17 protein-coding genes and 1 other annotated feature are annotated in these 16,681 nt (G+C 40.2%); of the genes, 8 read left to right on the top strand and 9 right to left on the bottom strand.

The window, feature by feature from the left end; all coding sequences use genetic code 11:
- Positions 1-131: 131 nt before the first annotated feature.
- Positions 132-1,406 (top strand): BaiN/RdsA family NAD(P)/FAD-dependent oxidoreductase, encoded by a 1,275-nt coding sequence (locus AC0VYV_RS16425; RefSeq protein WP_475373986.1) that lies wholly within the window; start codon positions 132-134, stop codon positions 1,404-1,406.
- An 85-nt stretch (positions 1,407-1,491) separates the two neighbouring features.
- Here AC0VYV_RS16425 and AC0VYV_RS16430 read toward each other — a convergent pair whose 3' ends face one another.
- The 5 genes from AC0VYV_RS16430 to leuS form a co-directional block, all read right to left on the bottom strand.
- On the bottom strand, positions 1,492-2,742 hold the full coding sequence (locus AC0VYV_RS16430) for a DEAD/DEAH box helicase (protein ID WP_475367504.1): 1,251 nt from the start codon (positions 2,740-2,742) through the stop codon (positions 1,492-1,494).
- 158 nt (positions 2,743-2,900) lie between these two features.
- Positions 2,901-3,524 (bottom strand): lytic transglycosylase domain-containing protein, encoded by a 624-nt coding sequence (locus AC0VYV_RS16435; protein ID WP_475373987.1) that lies wholly within the window; start codon positions 3,522-3,524, stop codon positions 2,901-2,903.
- Between the two features lie 251 nt (positions 3,525-3,775).
- On the bottom strand, positions 3,776-4,114 hold the full coding sequence (locus AC0VYV_RS16440; RefSeq protein ID WP_194219213.1) for a rhodanese-like domain-containing protein: 339 nt from the start codon (positions 4,112-4,114) through the stop codon (positions 3,776-3,778).
- Positions 4,115-4,139: 25 nt separating this feature from the next.
- Positions 4,140-4,448, bottom strand: coding sequence for a rhodanese-like domain-containing protein (locus tag AC0VYV_RS16445; RefSeq protein ID WP_430245955.1), 309 nt, complete (start codon positions 4,446-4,448; stop codon positions 4,140-4,142).
- 226 nt (positions 4,449-4,674) lie between these two features.
- Positions 4,675-7,089 (bottom strand): leucine--tRNA ligase, encoded by a 2,415-nt coding sequence (gene leuS, locus AC0VYV_RS16450; protein ID WP_430245957.1) that lies wholly within the window; start codon positions 7,087-7,089, stop codon positions 4,675-4,677.
- Positions 7,090-7,152: 63 nt separating this feature from the next.
- Positions 7,153-7,383 (bottom strand) — a binding site (T-box leader).
- A 635-nt stretch (positions 7,384-8,018) separates the two neighbouring features.
- Between leuS and mnmM the strand changes: the two genes are divergently transcribed.
- Positions 8,019-8,585, top strand: coding sequence for a tRNA 5-(aminomethyl)-2-thiouridylate-methyltransferase MnmM (gene mnmM / locus AC0VYV_RS16455; RefSeq protein WP_475365640.1), 567 nt, complete (start codon positions 8,019-8,021; stop codon positions 8,583-8,585).
- A gap of 30 nt (positions 8,586-8,615) precedes the next feature.
- On the opposite strand, the gene AC0VYV_RS16460 is transcribed toward mnmM, so the two are convergent.
- The 3 genes from AC0VYV_RS16460 to AC0VYV_RS16470 all read right to left on the bottom strand — a co-directional run bounded on the left by AC0VYV_RS16460 (position 8,616) and on the right by AC0VYV_RS16470 (position 10,884).
- Positions 8,616-8,918, bottom strand: a complete 303-nt coding sequence (locus AC0VYV_RS16460) for a hydrolase (protein ID WP_226614834.1) — start codon at positions 8,916-8,918, stop codon at positions 8,616-8,618.
- A 65-nt stretch (positions 8,919-8,983) separates the two neighbouring features.
- Complete coding sequence (locus tag AC0VYV_RS16465; RefSeq protein WP_430245965.1) at positions 8,984-10,054, bottom strand: tetraprenyl-beta-curcumene synthase family protein; 1,071 nt, start codon at positions 10,052-10,054, stop codon at positions 8,984-8,986.
- Between the two features lie 17 nt (positions 10,055-10,071).
- Entirely contained in the window at positions 10,072-10,884 is an 813-nt protein-coding gene (locus tag AC0VYV_RS16470) for an alpha/beta hydrolase (RefSeq protein ID WP_194219207.1), read from the bottom strand.
- Between the two features lie 90 nt (positions 10,885-10,974).
- On the opposite strand from AC0VYV_RS16470, the gene AC0VYV_RS16475 reads away from it, so the two are divergent.
- The 5 genes from AC0VYV_RS16475 (at position 10,975) to AC0VYV_RS16495 (ending at position 14,106) form a co-directional block, all read left to right on the top strand.
- A complete protein-coding gene (locus AC0VYV_RS16475) occupies positions 10,975-11,490 on the top strand; it encodes a gamma carbonic anhydrase (RefSeq protein ID WP_430246000.1) in 516 nt (171 codons plus the stop codon).
- Between the two features lie 70 nt (positions 11,491-11,560).
- Entirely contained in the window at positions 11,561-11,779 is a 219-nt protein-coding gene (locus AC0VYV_RS16480; RefSeq protein ID WP_206759433.1) for a hypothetical protein, read from the top strand.
- 479 nt (positions 11,780-12,258) lie between these two features.
- Positions 12,259-12,744, top strand: a complete 486-nt coding sequence (locus tag AC0VYV_RS16485) for a phosphatase PAP2 family protein (RefSeq protein ID WP_194219628.1) — start codon at positions 12,259-12,261, stop codon at positions 12,742-12,744.
- 17 nt (positions 12,745-12,761) lie between these two features.
- On the top strand, positions 12,762-13,907 hold the full coding sequence (locus AC0VYV_RS16490; protein ID WP_430245968.1) for a glycosyltransferase family 4 protein: 1,146 nt from the start codon (positions 12,762-12,764) through the stop codon (positions 13,905-13,907).
- A gap of 13 nt (positions 13,908-13,920) precedes the next feature.
- A complete protein-coding gene (locus AC0VYV_RS16495) occupies positions 13,921-14,106 on the top strand; it encodes a hypothetical protein (RefSeq protein WP_475373988.1) in 186 nt (61 codons plus the stop codon).
- Here the strand turns inward: AC0VYV_RS16495 and AC0VYV_RS16500 are convergent.
- The gene (locus AC0VYV_RS16500; protein ID WP_475367821.1) at positions 14,100-14,723 is read right to left on the bottom strand and encodes an MSMEG_1061 family FMN-dependent PPOX-type flavoprotein; all 624 of its coding nucleotides are present in this window, start codon (positions 14,721-14,723) and stop codon (positions 14,100-14,102) included. The two genes, AC0VYV_RS16495 and AC0VYV_RS16500, sit on opposite strands and share 7 nt — an antisense overlap.
- Positions 14,724-14,999: 276 nt before the next feature.
- Here AC0VYV_RS16500 and AC0VYV_RS16505 point away from each other — a divergent pair, with 276 nt between their 5' ends.
- Positions 15,000-16,574, top strand: coding sequence for an IS1182 family transposase (locus AC0VYV_RS16505; protein WP_475366497.1), 1,575 nt, complete (start codon positions 15,000-15,002; stop codon positions 16,572-16,574).
- Positions 16,575-16,681: the final 107 nt, after the last annotated feature.

The following is a 16,681-nucleotide window of genomic DNA, read 5'->3' on the forward strand; positions in this document are numbered from 1 at the left end:
ACAGTTATGAAATACACTTCTCCATTTTAAGCTATTTACCTAGTAACAACAAATATAAATTTTTGTGAAACTTTTATAATCAGTACAAATTGTGGTATGTTTGTGTGTAGCAAAATGAGAGAGGTGTAAGTATGAACTATGATGTCATTGTGATTGGCGGTGGCCCGTCCGGACTCATGGCGTCTGTATCAGCGGCTGAACATGGAGCAAAAGTACTTCTCGTTGATAAAGGGAATAAGCTTGGGCGAAAACTAGCCATTTCTGGGGGAGGACGGTGTAATGTCACTAACCGCCTTCCACTAGATGAACTAATTAAATTCATTCCAGGTAATGGGAAGTTTTTATTCAGTGCATTTAACATATTTGATAATGAGGATATCATCACATTCTTTGAAGATCTAGGCATTAAATTAAAAGAAGAAGATCACGGTAGAATGTTTCCCGTAACTGATGATGCAAAATCTGTTGTAAATGCGCTCCTAAACAAAGTACGCCAGTTGAATGTGACTATCCAAGTAAACACCCCAGTTGAGAAAGTTCTATATAGGGATGGAGAAGTAGCTGGAGTGAAGCTACAAACAAAAGAAGAGATCCACTCTTCAAATGTAGTTATTGCAGTAGGAGGAAAATCTGTTCCACATACTGGTTCAACAGGTGATGGATATGCATGGGCAAAAGAAGGTGGTCATACCATCACAGATCTTTATCCTACTGAAGTGCCTCTTACATCTAGTGAACCTTTTATCAAAAATAAAGAACTGCAGGGCTTATCGTTAAGAGATGTCGCCCTATCCGTTCTCAATCCAAAAGGAAAGATAATAAAGACACATCGATGGGATATGATCTTCACCCATATCGGACTATCTGGCCCCGCTGTTCTTCGCTGCAGTCAATATGTCGTTAAAGCAATGAAAAAATTTAATGCTCAGTATATTCCCTTACAAATTGATGCCGTACCAGATCAAAACGAAGAAGAATTATTTCGCGAGCATATGAAACTCGCAAAAGAAGAGCCAAAAAAAGCGATTAAGAACATTTGGAAAAGTAAAGTTCCAGAGCGATATATGCTCTTTCTACTTAACAAAGCAGAAATTTCTCCAGATACAACTTACGCTCACTTATCGAAAGAAAAAGTGCGCGAATACGTGCGGCTATTAAAGCAGTTCCAGGTGGCCATAGACGGTACGCTTCCAATCGATAAAGCATTCGTAACAGGTGGCGGAGTATCTCTAAAAGAAATTAACCCAAAAGAAATGGCGTCAAAATTCACAACTGGTCTTTACTTTTGTGGTGAAGTACTCGATATTCATGGGTATACCGGCGGATACAATATTACATCAGCCTTCGTCACAGGCTATACAGCAGGAAAAAGCGCAGCCGAAAGGAAAGCGGAATCCGCCGTTTAGTTCAACCACTAGATATTTTTAAGGTGAATACATGCAAAGAAAGAGGGACCAGTCCATAGACAGGTCCCTCTTTCTTTCGTTTAACTTATCGTTTGTTTCGATTTCTTCCGTTATTTCGATTGTTCGATGCCCCTGGCTTCCGTGAAGATCGATGATTTCTTCCTCTTTGATCATTCTCTCTACGATCGTTACGCTCTTCATGCGAAGGTAATGCACCCTCAACGCTCTTTCTGGCAAGTTTTTTACCGATTCCCTTTTCAATCATTTGAATAAAGGCCTGATCTTTTGCAGCAATAAACGTATACGAAGCTCCATCGCCACCAGCTCGTCCCGTTCGACCAATTCGGTGGATATAGCTCTCTGTATCTTGAGGAATATCATAATTAAAGACATGGGTAACACCTTCGATATCAAGACCACGCGCTGCCACATCTGTTGCTACTAGAAGCTGGATTTTAGCATCACGGAATCGCTTGATGACACCTTCTCGTTTCGACTGTGATAAATCACCATGAAGCTCGTCAGTTAAATAGCCTCTTGCTTTTAAATCTCCATTTAGTTTACTTACTCTACGCTTTGTACGGCAGAAAATAATCCCGAGGAACGGTCTGACCTCATCGATGGTTTCGGTAAGCGATGCGAACTTCCTCCGATCGGTCGTTTCAATTACAAACTGCTCGATTTCTTCGACAGTTTTCCCTTTTTCCTTCCCTCTAATTTTCTCAGGGGAACGCATAAATCTCTTTGCAAGCTGTTTAATATCACTTGATAACGTTGCAGAAAAAAGAGCTGTAAGACGACTTTCAGGCGTTTCACTAATAATATCTTCCACTTCTCTTAGGAAACCGATATGAAGCATTTGATCAGCTTCATCTAATACAAGATAAGAAGTATGGGATAAGTCAATGGTCTCTCTCCGAACGTGATCAAGCAGACGTCCAGGCGTTGCTACAACAATGTGTACTTGTTTATTAAGGCGCTTAATCTGTCTCTCTACATCCTGACCACCATAGACAGCTAGTACATTAATGTCATCGCGATGTTCTACTAACTTCATTAGTTCCGATGAGATTTGGATGGCTAGCTCTCGTGTCGGGGTTACAATAAGAGCCTGCACTTCAGGTGCTTCTGTATCCATTTTTTCAAGTATCGGTAGTAAAAACGCAAAAGTTTTACCCGTTCCTGTCTGGGCCTGAGCAATCACGTCTTTTCCTTGTAACATAACAGGGATTGTTTCTTTTTGAATATCGGTCGGGGTACTAATACCCTGAACTTCTAGTTGTTTAACGAGACGTTCATCAAGTCCCATTTCTTTAAATTCGTTCAAATTATTCACCTCGTGTTTAGTATAACAATTATCTTTATTATCTTTAAGGCCATAAGAAACCATGACCCATCTTGGTCAAGATTGGAACGGTTCTAAGTCCCGTTCCATATAAAAAACTGCCTCCTTTACGACTGCTGAAGAGCGGTCGACGAGACAGCCTTTACTTATTATGTCTGGTAATGACCCATTACTTTTGAAACATAATTTTGCGTTTCTTCGAATGGAGGAATCCCACCGTAACGATCAACATTCCCAGGTCCAGCGTTATAAGCTGCTAATGCAAGCTTAATATTGCCATTATATTTATCCATCATTTGCTTAATGTATTTCACGCCACCTTCAATGTTTTGTCCAGGATCAAAAGGGTCCTTCACACCAAGTGAAGTGGCAGTTGAGGGCATTAATTGCATTAATCCCATAGCTCCTGCTCCGCTAACACTATCGGATTTATAGCTAGATTCCTGTTTAATAATCGAATGAACAAGTTTTGGATCAACACTATATTTAGCCGATAATTCTTCAATATATCCATCAATTTCAAGCGATGAAGATGTGTACGAAGAATTAGTCGACGGTACTATTTGGGAATTGTATGTGCCATAGGAATTCACCGAGGTTGAGTTTACAGGGACTTCTGCTTTCATTCGCTGTCCTGTACTTTGAGTTGAGAGAGCTTGCTCAAGCATGTCTGTAAAGGAAAAAGTAGACGGCTGTTGCTTGCCTAATGCGTTAGGCTGTAGCTGTCGCAAAGCCTGTAAATCCATCATTGCACGTATAAGATCTGCTTTCATTTCAACACCTCGGTGTAGTCTTTTCCATCATTATACCAGACCATGAGCAAGAACGATTGTTTTTCTCATATTTTGATCCACTTACGAACCGAGCGATATACCTAGGAATCAACAAAATGAATAGAGAGCTTTAAGGCAATTTACTTGGACAATGGAGAAAAAAGTGCTATGATTTATTAATCTTATCAACTTACTAGGATTAAAGATTCAGTAAAACGCCTTTTAGAGACCAGCTCCAAAAGACGTCGTACTTAAGAAACTGTCATGTAATAAATAGGTTGCTTGCGTTGTTTCATCAAAATTTTAACAGCAAGACGTGCTGCTTTTCGATCTTCCGCAAGAACAATAATCTCTTTATCACACACTTCGTTTTCTTTCGTTTGTCTGCCTAGATAAGAAAGCGGGATGTTCTTTGCTTTTTCATAAGGTGTCCGGTGTGAAAGAATGTAATCTCTCACATCGATTAGACAATATTTATCATCATCAAACCGCTCCATATTAATTGGCTTCATATAAGAATAAGGATAAATGACTCTCCATAATCCTAAAGTAAATGCAACAGCTGCTAAAGCCGTTCCCCATATCGCCATTCAATCTCTCTCCTTTTTAGCAGGGCTATTTCACTTTACCCTCCCATTTCATCATACCGCCAACCATGTTCTTCACTTCATAACCAGCTTCTTGCAAGTACTCACATGCGCGCTCACTACGACGTCCTGAACGGCAAATCATAATATGTTCTTCTTCTTTATTGATCTCATCAAGTCGTTCCGGAAGTGTGCCAAGACGAATATGCTTTGCTTCAGGGATCATGCCTTCTTCTACTTCTTCATCCTCACGAACATCGATTAATGAAACATTTTTGCCCTCATTAAGTAACTCTTGAACCTCTTGAGGTGTTACCGTCTTAATTTCGTTACTCATAAAAACATACCCCTCTCGTACAGTTTTAATATGGATTTTTCAGTTATAATCACTTCAACAAATTCAATCGTACATGATTTGCACCTTCAATACAAGAAATCTATCTTCCACTCATCTTAGTAGTATTCTCAGCTTTAGGAAAAGGTTATTCGAGTTGTTTAAAAATTTCCCATCCGTAGTTTACATTCAAAAACCCTCTCCTTAGTCGTTAGGAGAGGGTTCAACCTTAATTAGCTACAATATTAACTAGCTTTCCTGGTACTGCAATCACTTTTCGAAGTGTTTTGCCATCAAGTTGACCTTTAATCTTCTCATGCTCTAAAGCAATTTCTTGCATTTCATCACGAGATGCTTCAGTCGGAATAGAAATTTTGGCACGAAGTTTTCCATTGATTTGCACTACAATTTCTACTTCATCTACAGTAAGCTTGCTTTCGTCAAACATTGGCCAGTTTGCATATGCGAGTGTATCCTCATGTCCAAGCGCACTCCACAGCTCTTCAGCAAGGTGCGGTGCGATTGGAGATAGCAACTTCACAAAGCCCTCCATTAATGTAACGGAAACTGACTCTTGCTTATATGCTTCATTCACAAATACCATCATTTGTGAAATAGCTGTATTAAAGCGTAAGCCTTCCATGTCCTCAGTTACTTTTTTAACTGTTTCGTGGTAGACGCGCTCCATGTCTTCTCCTGAATTTTCTTCAGAAATAGAAGACTTCGTTAGATCCCCTTCACCAAATAAACGCCACACACGATCAAGGAAACGGCGCGCGCCATCTAAACCATTGTTAGACCATGCAATAGAACCCTCGAACGGACCCATAAACATTTCATATAGACGAAGCGTGTCAGCACCGTGGCTTTCGACAATTTCATCTGGGTTAACAACATTTCCTTTTGATTTACTCATTTTCTCGTTGTTCTCACCAAGGATCATCCCTTGATTTCGGAGACGTTGGAATGGTTCTTTTGTTGGCACAACACCGATATCATAAAGAACTTTATGCCAGAAACGAGCATATAACAAGTGAAGAACCGCATGTTCCGCACCGCCGATATACATATCAACAGGCAACCACTCATCGAGTTTTTTCGGGTCAGCTAGCATTTCATCGTTATCCGGATCAATGTAGCGAAGGTAATACCAACAGCTTCCAGCCCATTGCGGCATTGTGTTTGTTTCACGTCGGCCCTTCATGCCCGTTTTAGGATCAACTACGTTCAACCAATCCTCAATATTAGCTAAAGGAGATTCGCCAGTTCCTGACGGTTTAATTTCCGTTGTTTCAGGAAGAACGACAGGAAGCTCTTCTTTCGGGACAGCAGACATTGTGCCATCCTCCCAATGGATAATTGGAATTGGCTCGCCCCAATAACGCTGACGACTAAATAACCAGTCGCGAAGACGATACGTCGTTTTTTTCGTTCCCTTTCCTTTTTCCTCTAGCCATTCAATGCTTTTCGTAATTGCTTCTACTTTCTCAAGGTCGTTTAAGAAATCAGAGTTCACATGCTTTCCGTCTTCTGTATAAGCTTCCTTGGATACATCTCCTCCAGCAACGACTTCTTTAATAGGAAGATTAAATGTAGTAGCGAACTCATAATCGCGCTCATCGTGAGCTGGAACTGCCATAATAGCTCCTGTTCCATAGCTCATTAGAACGTAATCTGCTACCCAAATTGGAAGCTTCTCATTATTGATTGGATTAATGGCATACGCGCCAGTAAACTCGCCAGTCTTCTCTTTTGATAACTCTGTACGCTCAAGGTCACTCTTTGTTTGTACTTTTGATCGGTAGCTTTCAACTTTTGAGATTTGTTCACTAGTAGAAATTTTGTCAACGAAAGGATGCTCAGGTGCAAGGACCATATACGTAGCTCCAAAAAGTGTATCAGGACGCGTCGTAAACACATCGATCGATTCATCATGACCGTCAATCGTGAATGTTACTTCAGCACCCTCAGATTTCCCAATCCAGTTACGCTGCATTTCTTTAATGCTGTCAGACCAGTCAAGCTCTTCAAGGTCTTCAAGTAGACGATCGGCATACTCTGTAATTTTAAGAACCCATTGCTTCATTGGTTTACGAACTACCGGGTGGCCTCCACGTTCACTTTTACCGTCGATCACTTCTTCATTCGCAAGAACCGTTCCAAGTGCTGGACACCAGTTAACAGCCACTTCATCTACGTACGCAAGTCCTTTTTCGTAAAGCTTTGTGAAAATCCACTGTGTCCATTTATAGTATTGTGGATCTGTTGTATTAACTTCTCTATCCCAATCATAAGAAAAACCTAACTCTTTAATTTGACGACGGAATGTGTCAATGTTCTTTTGAGTAAAATCTCGTGGATTATTTCCTGTATCAAGAGCATATTGCTCTGCCGGAAGTCCAAATGCGTCCCATCCGATTGGGTGAAGAACATTATATCCCTGCATTCGCTTCATACGTGAAAGGATATCCGTAGCTGTATATCCTTCAGGGTGCCCAACATGTAGCCCAGCCCCTGAGGGGTATGGGAACATATCAAGAATATAAATTTTTTCACCATTAGCATCGTTTTCTGTCTTAAAAGTCTTGTTTGTTTCCCAGAAGTGTTGCCACTTCTTCTCAATTGTTTTGTGATCAAATGCCATTGTCACTCTCTCCTTCCAGTCCTTGCAAAAAAATAAAAAAACCTCCCGTCCCCGTTGTTCATCAACAGGGACGAGAGGTTGAGAATCTAATATTCACAATCACCCGCGGTACCACCCGGCTTAGTGCTAGAAACAGCACTCACTTAAGGCCTTTAACGCAGGCATACGGGCAACCTTACTCTATTCAGGCTTCCGATTCAAAGGTGAGTTCACAAATCTCCTATGTTAACTTCCACCAGCCGTTAACTCTCTAGTAATAGAATTTTTGTTACTATTCCTTATCATTATCTTTGGTTTCACTAGTTACGTATATAATTTGTATTGTATGAATACTTGTGAGAAATGTCAAGAACATTATCAGAATAGACGTTTTTTTCGTAATCTATACATCCGCTGTCCTTATATTCGATGAATTAGCATGTGTGCCAAAAGAACAATTCCAATTAATACAGTAAGCGGATATCTCAAAAAAAGAAACGCACCCTGATTGGGTACGTTATCCTTTACGATGCTTTTTTTGACTAGCCGAATCATCTTTGGAATGTGGCTTATCTTTTTCTTCTTTTTGTTCTTCTTTTAAATCTTCTAATGGAATCGCATCGACATTCATTTCTGAAGCATCCTCGTCGAGCTGATTTTTTCCTTATCTGGTAATTGCTCGGGATTATTAGTTTCGCCTTGTTTATGTGATTTTTCATGCTCTGCCATATGATCACCTCATTTTTTTGTATAGTACTCTGTACCACGAGCCAGATATTCCCAAACACATAAAGATGTTAGTTGGAGTAAAAGGTCGATCATGGTAAAGTCATACTTAGTTAGAAGCAAACAAGAAGCCACTCTAAACCTCGACGTCCTAATAAATTGATAGGATAAGTTTCAGAAGACTCATTTAAGAAAATTTTAATTGTTAGAAAGGATTACAGATCATGCAACGAATATTACCTTTTACAAGAACGCTACTGAATTCAGTATTAAAAGAAGGAGGCATTGCTATTGATGGCACTTGTGGAAACGGACATGACACTCTCTTCCTAGCTGAATCAGTTGGGAATTCAGGAAAAGTGTATGGCTTTGATATCCAACCTGAGGCGATTGAAGCTACAGAAAAAAGGCTGACAGAAGCTAAGCAATCTGCCCAGGTGGCATTATTCCACGAGAGTCACGCTTCAATCAATAGCAAAATTGAGACGAAAGATGTAGGAAACGTTTCTGCCGCAATCTTTAACCTTGGCTACCTCCCAGGTGGAGATAAAACTATTGTGACGAAACCTGAAGAAACGATCCAAGCAGTAACAGACATCCTACATTTGCTTCGTTCAGAAGGGCTCCTTATTCTAGTCGTCTACCCAGGACATCCAGAAGGTAAAATTGAAAGTGAAAAGGTGTCAGATTTCGCTTCAGATCTCGATCAGTCACAGTATCAAGTTCTAAAATACCAATTTATTAACCAAATCAATGAACCACCCTATATTCTTGCCATCAGCAAAAAATAAGAGGCTGTGCATCTGCACAGCCCCTATTCTCTATAGAATTCCCATCGTTTCGATATGTTCTCTTGTTTTCTTATTCCCTAATTTGTGTAAAAGACCATAGATCTCTTTCATATGATTATCATAATCATCATTGTTCTTATCTTCATGATAACTCATAGCTGGAACATGTGAACGATATAACGATAGGCGACTATCCTTATCTGTCAGATCAAATAGCTCACTGAGCTTGAAGATATCTTCCTCATCCGCATCGATTTCAAAATTATAGCTCGATGCCCCTTGATCTTCGAGTATCTCGCCCGAACTTACAGCCACATAGTAACGCTTTTTCATTTTAAGAGCCCCTTTCAAAATCCTATAGGCTTCTTTTCTCACGAAAGAGCGTTTTTTATACGCTTTTACTGAGACGCTTTGTGAAGTCTTCTATAAACCCAACCATTAAAGTAGAAGAAAAGGCTCGATCTTCCTCCAATTCGAATAATTTTACGAGCAAGAGAGCGCACGTCTTTCTGTTCCATTACTTTACGATCCGCAAGGTAAATACCAAGTAAACCGCGATTAATTAATCGATGAAAGGAAGAATGTGGAAGACTTTCAACGCTTTTATCCGCTTCTTTAATGAAGTGAGCAACACGCTGAGCGAGCTCATCATTGTCTTTATAATAAAAACAAAAATTCAAATCGCCACCTGCTCGATCTTCTTCCTGATCTATAAAGTAATCCAGCATTATGTGAAGACCCTGAACCCAGGGGAAATAACCTTCCTTAATCATAGCTGTACCGCCCTTAGGGATCATGTCTCCTAATGAGTAAGATACAAGACAGAAAATCCCTAAGGTTGATCCAGCACACGCTGAGAATTCATTCCATGTCATTTCTGGAAGCTGTTGCTTATGCTGGTCAAACCAGCTTTTCAACCTTGGAACACGGTCTTCCTCTGTAACATGCTTATGTACCTGGAGATCACAATAGTAATGGCAGAGTTCAAGTAAGGCAGGCTGCACTTCCCTTTGATTCGGCAATTCACGAATGACTTTTTGACACGTTTGAACCAGTTCTAATAGATAGCCTCCATCATCTTTTTCTTCACGATACCGATAATAGTTATTTGAAGCTTCAACTTCAGGGGAAAGAGCCTCCGCCATTGCCTCATGTAATGCACTAAAGTCTTCTGGATCAAGCGAAGTACTTCGATCACACAAGTTATCCAGATAGTCACTTATCGTCTGGTAAGCTGCGATAAATGAAATAGAACGATCAATTTCTTTCCCGGCAAGCAATCCATAAATCCCTCCACCTTCACAGTGAAACGTTTTTGAATCAATGCTATCTAACGCCTGCTTTCTCAATTCAGGATTAGGGATTTCTTCAGCCCGCTTCCTCCAATATTCTAATTCATGATGAACCCTCGGTAAGACGCGTCTATAAATACTATACATTAGCGTCCACGGTTGACTTGGTACTTTCAAGTGATCCCACTCCTGTATTAATTATTTATCTTATTTTCCTTACGCTCTAATAATTCAAGTTTTAACTCAACAAATGATTTTGCCGTTTGAAATACATCTTCACGATCTGGTTCATTAAACACCTCATGATAAAATCCATCCCACTCTTTAAATGCTTTCTCTGTTAATGGAATGCGATTGAACCATGAAATAACAGCATGCTTATCTACAATTCGATCGTCGCCACCCTGTAATACAAGCAATGGTAAATTATGAAATGATCTCGCTCCTTCATTGGCTATTTTCATCGCTTTTAGAAGTTCACGGTACCATCTAACAGATACTTTTTGAACCATTAATGGATCTTCTTGATCTCGTTTGTGGAACTCTGGATTCCTTGTCCCAATGTTCGGTTCTAGCTTTGAATTTAACCTTAGAGAAGGGACAATTGGATTTAGTACTTTTGAGAGCAAGTCTACACCTTTGTTAGGGGGATTAACTAGTCCAATACACGGAGAAGATAAAATGACTCCAGTTAGAGAAGGACGTTTTTCCATAATCGTACGGATGGATGCAAGTCCTCCCATACTATGCCCAAGTAAGAACACAGGTAGCTTATACTCATGAGCTCTCTTGATCCACTTATCAATCGTTTCAATATATTGGTTAAATGAATCAATATGGCCCCGTCTTCTAGTACTTTCACCTTGTCCAGGTAAATCGCCAAGCACTACATGATAGCCTGCTTCAATCCACTTAGAAACGAGCCAATCATACCTTCGATGATGTTCGTTTGCTCCATGAACTAACACAATAACCGCTTTTGGATATTCAGTTTCTTTTATACGCATGGACATTAGCCCCCTTATGTAGGTTCCTTCTTTTTGATACACTACTTTTGGAAAGGATTTCATCTATAATAAATGAAAGTTGGGATTGGAATGCTTTATGCTTATCATGACAAAAAACCAGTGATTCATGAAACGGTCTATATTGCGGATTATACTACCATTACAGGTGATGTGACAATCGGGGAACATAGCAGCGTCTGGTTTAACACGACCATACGTGGAGATGTGGCCCCAACTGAAATTGGAAATAAGGTCAATATTCAAGACAATTGTGTACTTCATCAGAGTCCAAATAAAAAACTCATTCTGGAAGATGGTGTGACGATCGGCCACCAGGTAATCCTTCATAGTAGTATTATTCGCAAAGAGGCACTTATTGGAATGGGTTCCATTATTCTTGATGGAGCTGAGATCGGGGAAGGTTCCTTTATTGGCGCAGGAAGCCTTGTTCCACCAGGTAAGAAAATCCCCCCTCATTCCCTTGCTTTCGGGAGACCTGCAAAGGTTGTTAGAACATTAACAGAGGATGATCGAAAGGATATGAACCGCATTCGAAGAGAATATGTTGAAAAAGCTGCCTATTACAAAGAGCAAAAGCCGCTCTAGAAAGCACGCATATTTATCGCTAGTTTGAGGAAGGTTACCAATACAATCCTAATGGATCGAGGTGGCCTCCGTGTACAAAATGACCATGGTCTTGATCGTGCTCGTCGTCATCACCTTGCTTATAGGGGCATATATGACGTACAGACTCGGACAAAATCAAAAAGGCGAATATGATAATCAAGGGAACGCCAGGGTGAAATCTTCTTTCTTTAGCAATCCGATTTTTCTTGTTTATATCGTCGCAACAGCACTTGCAATCGGTTATGTTATTTACTTCACATTAATTTGAAGAAAAAGATCAGGATGGTATTCCTGGTCTTTTTTCATGGTATTTTGTGTGGTTTTTGAAAACGTTTGGAGCGTTAGAGTGTGGACGATCTTATGTATTTTCTTGAAAGCCATCTATATATTCCAGATCCTGGGTCGCTTCACCTTTCAATTCAAACAAAAGGGGCTTGTTCTAGTTCAAGAGCTCCAATATCTCCGTTTCTAAACGCTCGTCTCCGCTTTTCTTGGCTAGCTGCGACTCGCAGAAACTGCGATATTTCACTCTTTCACCAGAACACAAAGGACGTGTTCTAGTTCAAGAGCTCCAATATCTCCGTTTCTAAACGCTCGTCTCCGCTTTTCATTATACTCTTAACAATTCTTTAAGATTTCTTTAATAGTAGCATTAAATTTCTCGTATAGGATAGAAGTAACACATAGGATGAAGGGGGATTCTTTTTGAGTAAAGTGGTTGGGTGGCTTTATGAGCGTGAGTGTACGATGTTTCGGTTTGTGAATTTAACGTGTCATTCAAGGTATCTTACTTCTATTTTTGGATTTGTTACGCATGCGGGTGGTGCTCGGGCAACGATTTTAAGTACACTTTTGTTGATGTTCCTGTTACCTGCTCCTTTAAAGATATGGGCGTTTCAAGCTGCGCTTGCCCTTGCTGTCAGTCATATACCTGTTCAATTTATTAAAAAGCATTATCCAAGACACAGGCCATATCTCGCTCTACCTGAAACAAAGATACTCGTATACCCTCTAAAAGATCATTCTTTTCCATCAGGACATACAACGGCTATTTTTTCTGTGCTTACACCGTTTATCTTTCATATTCCTTCACTAGCTATTCCCTTAATGGCTCTTGGGAGTCTAGTTGCCATATCGCGGATTTACTTAGGTCATCATTATCCTTCTGACGTTCTTGTTGGTTTTATACTTGGTGGCGGATCCGGTATTCTTTCAACTTTCATCCTAAGCTGAAAAAGGGAGGGCTATTCATGAAACTTGCACTTTTTACTGACACTTACTATCCACAGGTTAACGGAGTATCTCGCACTCTTGGTAAACTAACCAGGTATATGGACCGTCAGCAGGTTAATTATATGCTTTTTGCTCCTAACTGTCAGAAAGATGATGACCTTTTCTCAAGTAATATTCACCGCTTTACCAGTATGAAGTTTTTCCTTTATCCCGAATGTCGCATTGCCCTTCCTAACGTAAGTCTTATCCGCAACCAACTTAAAGATTTTCAACCAGACCTTCTTCATGTCGCGACACCTTTTAATATTGGCATGTGCGGACTACATTACGGAAAGAAAAATAACATACCTATGGTTGCTTCATACCACACTAATTTTGATGACTATTTAAAGCATTACCACCTTGAATGGTTCTCTCCTTTTATGTGGAAATACTTAACCTGGTTTCATCAACCATTTTCCACTACCTTTATTCCTTCCAATGAAACGCGCTATCGATTAAAAGGAAGAGGTTTTAAGAACCTCAAGCTTTGGAGAAGAGGCGTCGATTGCGAACACTATTCTCCGATTAGAAAAAATCACTCGCTACGTGAACGATATAATATTCAGGAGAAGTATATTCTTTTATTTGTTAGTCGACTCGCTCCAGAAAAAAATCTTGAAACATTACAAAAAATCATGTGGAAGTTACCAGATCAGCTGAAACAACAAACAAGGTGGCTGATTGTTGGTGATGGACCAGCCCTCCCTCATATTCAAGAAAACGTCCCTAACAACGTCACTTTCACCGGTTATAGAGAAGGGAAAGAATTAGCAGAGCTATACGCTACTTCAGATCTTTTCATCTTTCCATCAGCTACTGAAACATTTGGAAATGTCGCATTGGAGTCACTTGCCTCCGGGACCCCTGTTATCGCTGCAAATGCTGGAGGGTTATCCGACGTTGTCACTGGAGAAAGAAACGGTCTTTTCTGCTCTCCGTATAAAGAAGACGAATATATCCACGCTATCAATCGTCTCTTATCAGATGATACCGAACGGAGAATGATGGGTTATGAAGGACGTCGTTATGCACTTACTCAATCATGGGATGCGATCTTCGGACGATTAGTAGAGGATTATGAGAAAACAATTGGAATTAAAAGATTAGCTCGATATGCTTAGAAAGGAGAAAAAAATGATTCTTACTGTATTTGGGATTAACGAAATCGGCTTAACTGCACCTTCTATCTTCGCAACACATGGTCACAACTTGTACGCGCTAGATGAAATGCGAAAAATAGCAAATACGTATGATCTCATTTACTGCTCCATTGTTCAACCAAACATACACAAAGGTTTGAGCTCGATTTCTGTTCAATAAAGACGTTTAGTGTAACTTTCTTTCAACGATTCAATCACTTTTTCTTCGCCTATTTTTGCATGATCAGATAGCATTCTGGCAGCTGGGGCGAGCCCCTCAGTACTCGGCCATCGTTCAGGTTCAAAAAGATATGATCGTTTAAAGGCTTTGGCACAATGAATGTAGCATTCCTTTACTTCTACTCCAATACCTAACAAAGGCGTTTTCCCCTTATATTCACACTGCTCTAGCAGCGTTTTATCTTTTACAATCAAGGCCTTCCCATTAATACGCAACGCTTCTTCTCGGCCGGGAATCATCAGCAGCAAACCGATATTTGGGTTTTCTAATAAATTGATCAATGAGTCCATTCGTTTATTTCCCGGTCTTTCCGGTATCAATAAATGATGATCATCTAGAACCTGAATAAACCCCGGTGCATCGCCTCTTGGCGAAACATCACCACCCGTACTTGATTGGGTGGCAATCGTAATAAATGGTGTACGGCATATGAACTCTTTACAGTGTTTATCAAGAAAAGATATGACTTTGTTTGCAGCCAATTTACTCGGTATTCCTGCCATGTCTTTTAGTTCATTCACATCGGTCACGGTTTCTCCGAATATACTAGTATTCACACATTACACTCCTCCATTTTTTCTTCCATTTTATCACAACACCCATCTATTTTATGATAATTCAATACAATATAACGGATGTCAAAAAGGATGATAGAGCAAAAAAAAGAAGAGGCTGGGACAAAACCCAGTAAATTAAAATAAGAGTGGCCCTGCGGACAAAGAATTTGTTCGCAGGGCCACTCTTTCTATATTTTCATCTTAATTTAACAATAAAATAAGGACAACCTCTGATAAAATTATAGTTACCACACAATAACCATCGGAGGTGCCCTTATGTTTAAAGATTATAACATGAATCAAGTGATTTTGCCCTTAGATTTAGAAATGAAATTACAAGAAAATGATATCGCCTATGCCGTCCATGAGTTGGTCGAACAGATTCCGGATGAAGCTTTTTCTGCGTTCCTACGTGATACGGGATGCCCTGCTTATCACCCACGTATGATGATGAAAGTTATTTTATGTGCGTACACCCAATCGGCTTTTTCAGGAAGAAAGATTGAAGGTCTCCTCAAGGATAGTGTACGGATGATGTGGTTAGCGCAAGGGTATGAACCCAGCTATCGCACAATCAATCGGTTCCGTGTCCACCCAGAAGTCAAAGAACTTCTTCGTCAGGGCTTCGTACAGTTTCGTTGTCAGCTCGTTCAAAAAGACCTCATTGATGATGAAGCGATCTTTATTGATGGTACGAAGATTGAAGCGAATGCCAATAAGTTTACATTTGTGTGGCGCAAGGCTGTTGAAAGGTACAGCGAGAGTCTGATTGAAAAGTCGAATGCGATGTACGATGAGTTGATTGAAAAAGAAGTGATCCCCGAAATCGAACGGGAAAGTCCAGAACAACTTTCCATTAAAGAACTTTCTAAAATAGAAGAAAAGCTAGAAGAAAAAGTCGGAGAATACAATAAGAAGATTGAAACCAGTGCCGATGTAACCGAACGAAAAAAGCTTCGTTCAGAGCGAAAAGGACCGAAGCAGTTCCTTAAACAAATGAAGGATTTCGTATTGCGCAAAACAAAATACGAAAACGATATGGCTATCTTCAAAGAACGGAACAGTTATTCCAAAACCGATCATGATGCCACGTTCATGCGCATGAAAGATGACTATATGAAAAATGGGCAACTCAAAGCCGGTTACAATCTCCAGATTGCGACGGAGGGACAATATACGCTCGCTTATGATATCTTCCCGAATCCAACGGATACACGCACATTTCGTCCCTTTCTAGATCGTGTGGAGAATGATTTCTTTAAACTCCCACCTTACATCGTCGCGGATGCCGGTTATGGAAGCGAAGAAAACTACATCGATGTCCTGGAGAATCGCAAGCGAATCCCTCTCATCACGTACAATACCTATCGCAAAGAGAAAAAGAAGAGCTTTACGAAGGATACGTTTCGCGTATCCAACTGGGACTACAATGAAGAAGAAGATTTATTCACATGCCCAAATGGGAAACTGTTGCCGTTCCGTTACGTCTCTCATCGCACTGACCGGAGTGGCTTCAAACGAGAATTTAAAGTTTATGAATGCGAAGATTGTACCGGTTGTCCCTTACGTAAACAATGTACAAAGACCAAAGATGGCACGAATCGGAGAATCTATTACAATACCAAGTGGGAACAACAAAAGAATAAGGTTAAAGAGCTGCTTTCGGACGAAAAAACAGGTGAAATCTACGGTCAACGGAAAATCGATGTAGAGCCAGTTTTTGGATTTCTGAAGGCTATTTTGGGTTTCACTCGGATGTCCGTAAGGGGCAAAGAGAAGGTCAAAAATGAAATGGGCTTTGCGCTCATGGCGGTGAACTTGAGAAAGTACACCGCCATGAGTGCAGAGTGATCCAATAATCTTAGGAATAACCAAACAAAAAAGGTTCCGTTCATCAAAAACGCTGAACGGAACCTTTTTTCATTATTTCAAGCTAGTTATGTCCCAGCCTCTTCTTA

It is taken from the genome of Anaerobacillus sp. QJM3NY_17, assembly GCF_056173665.1.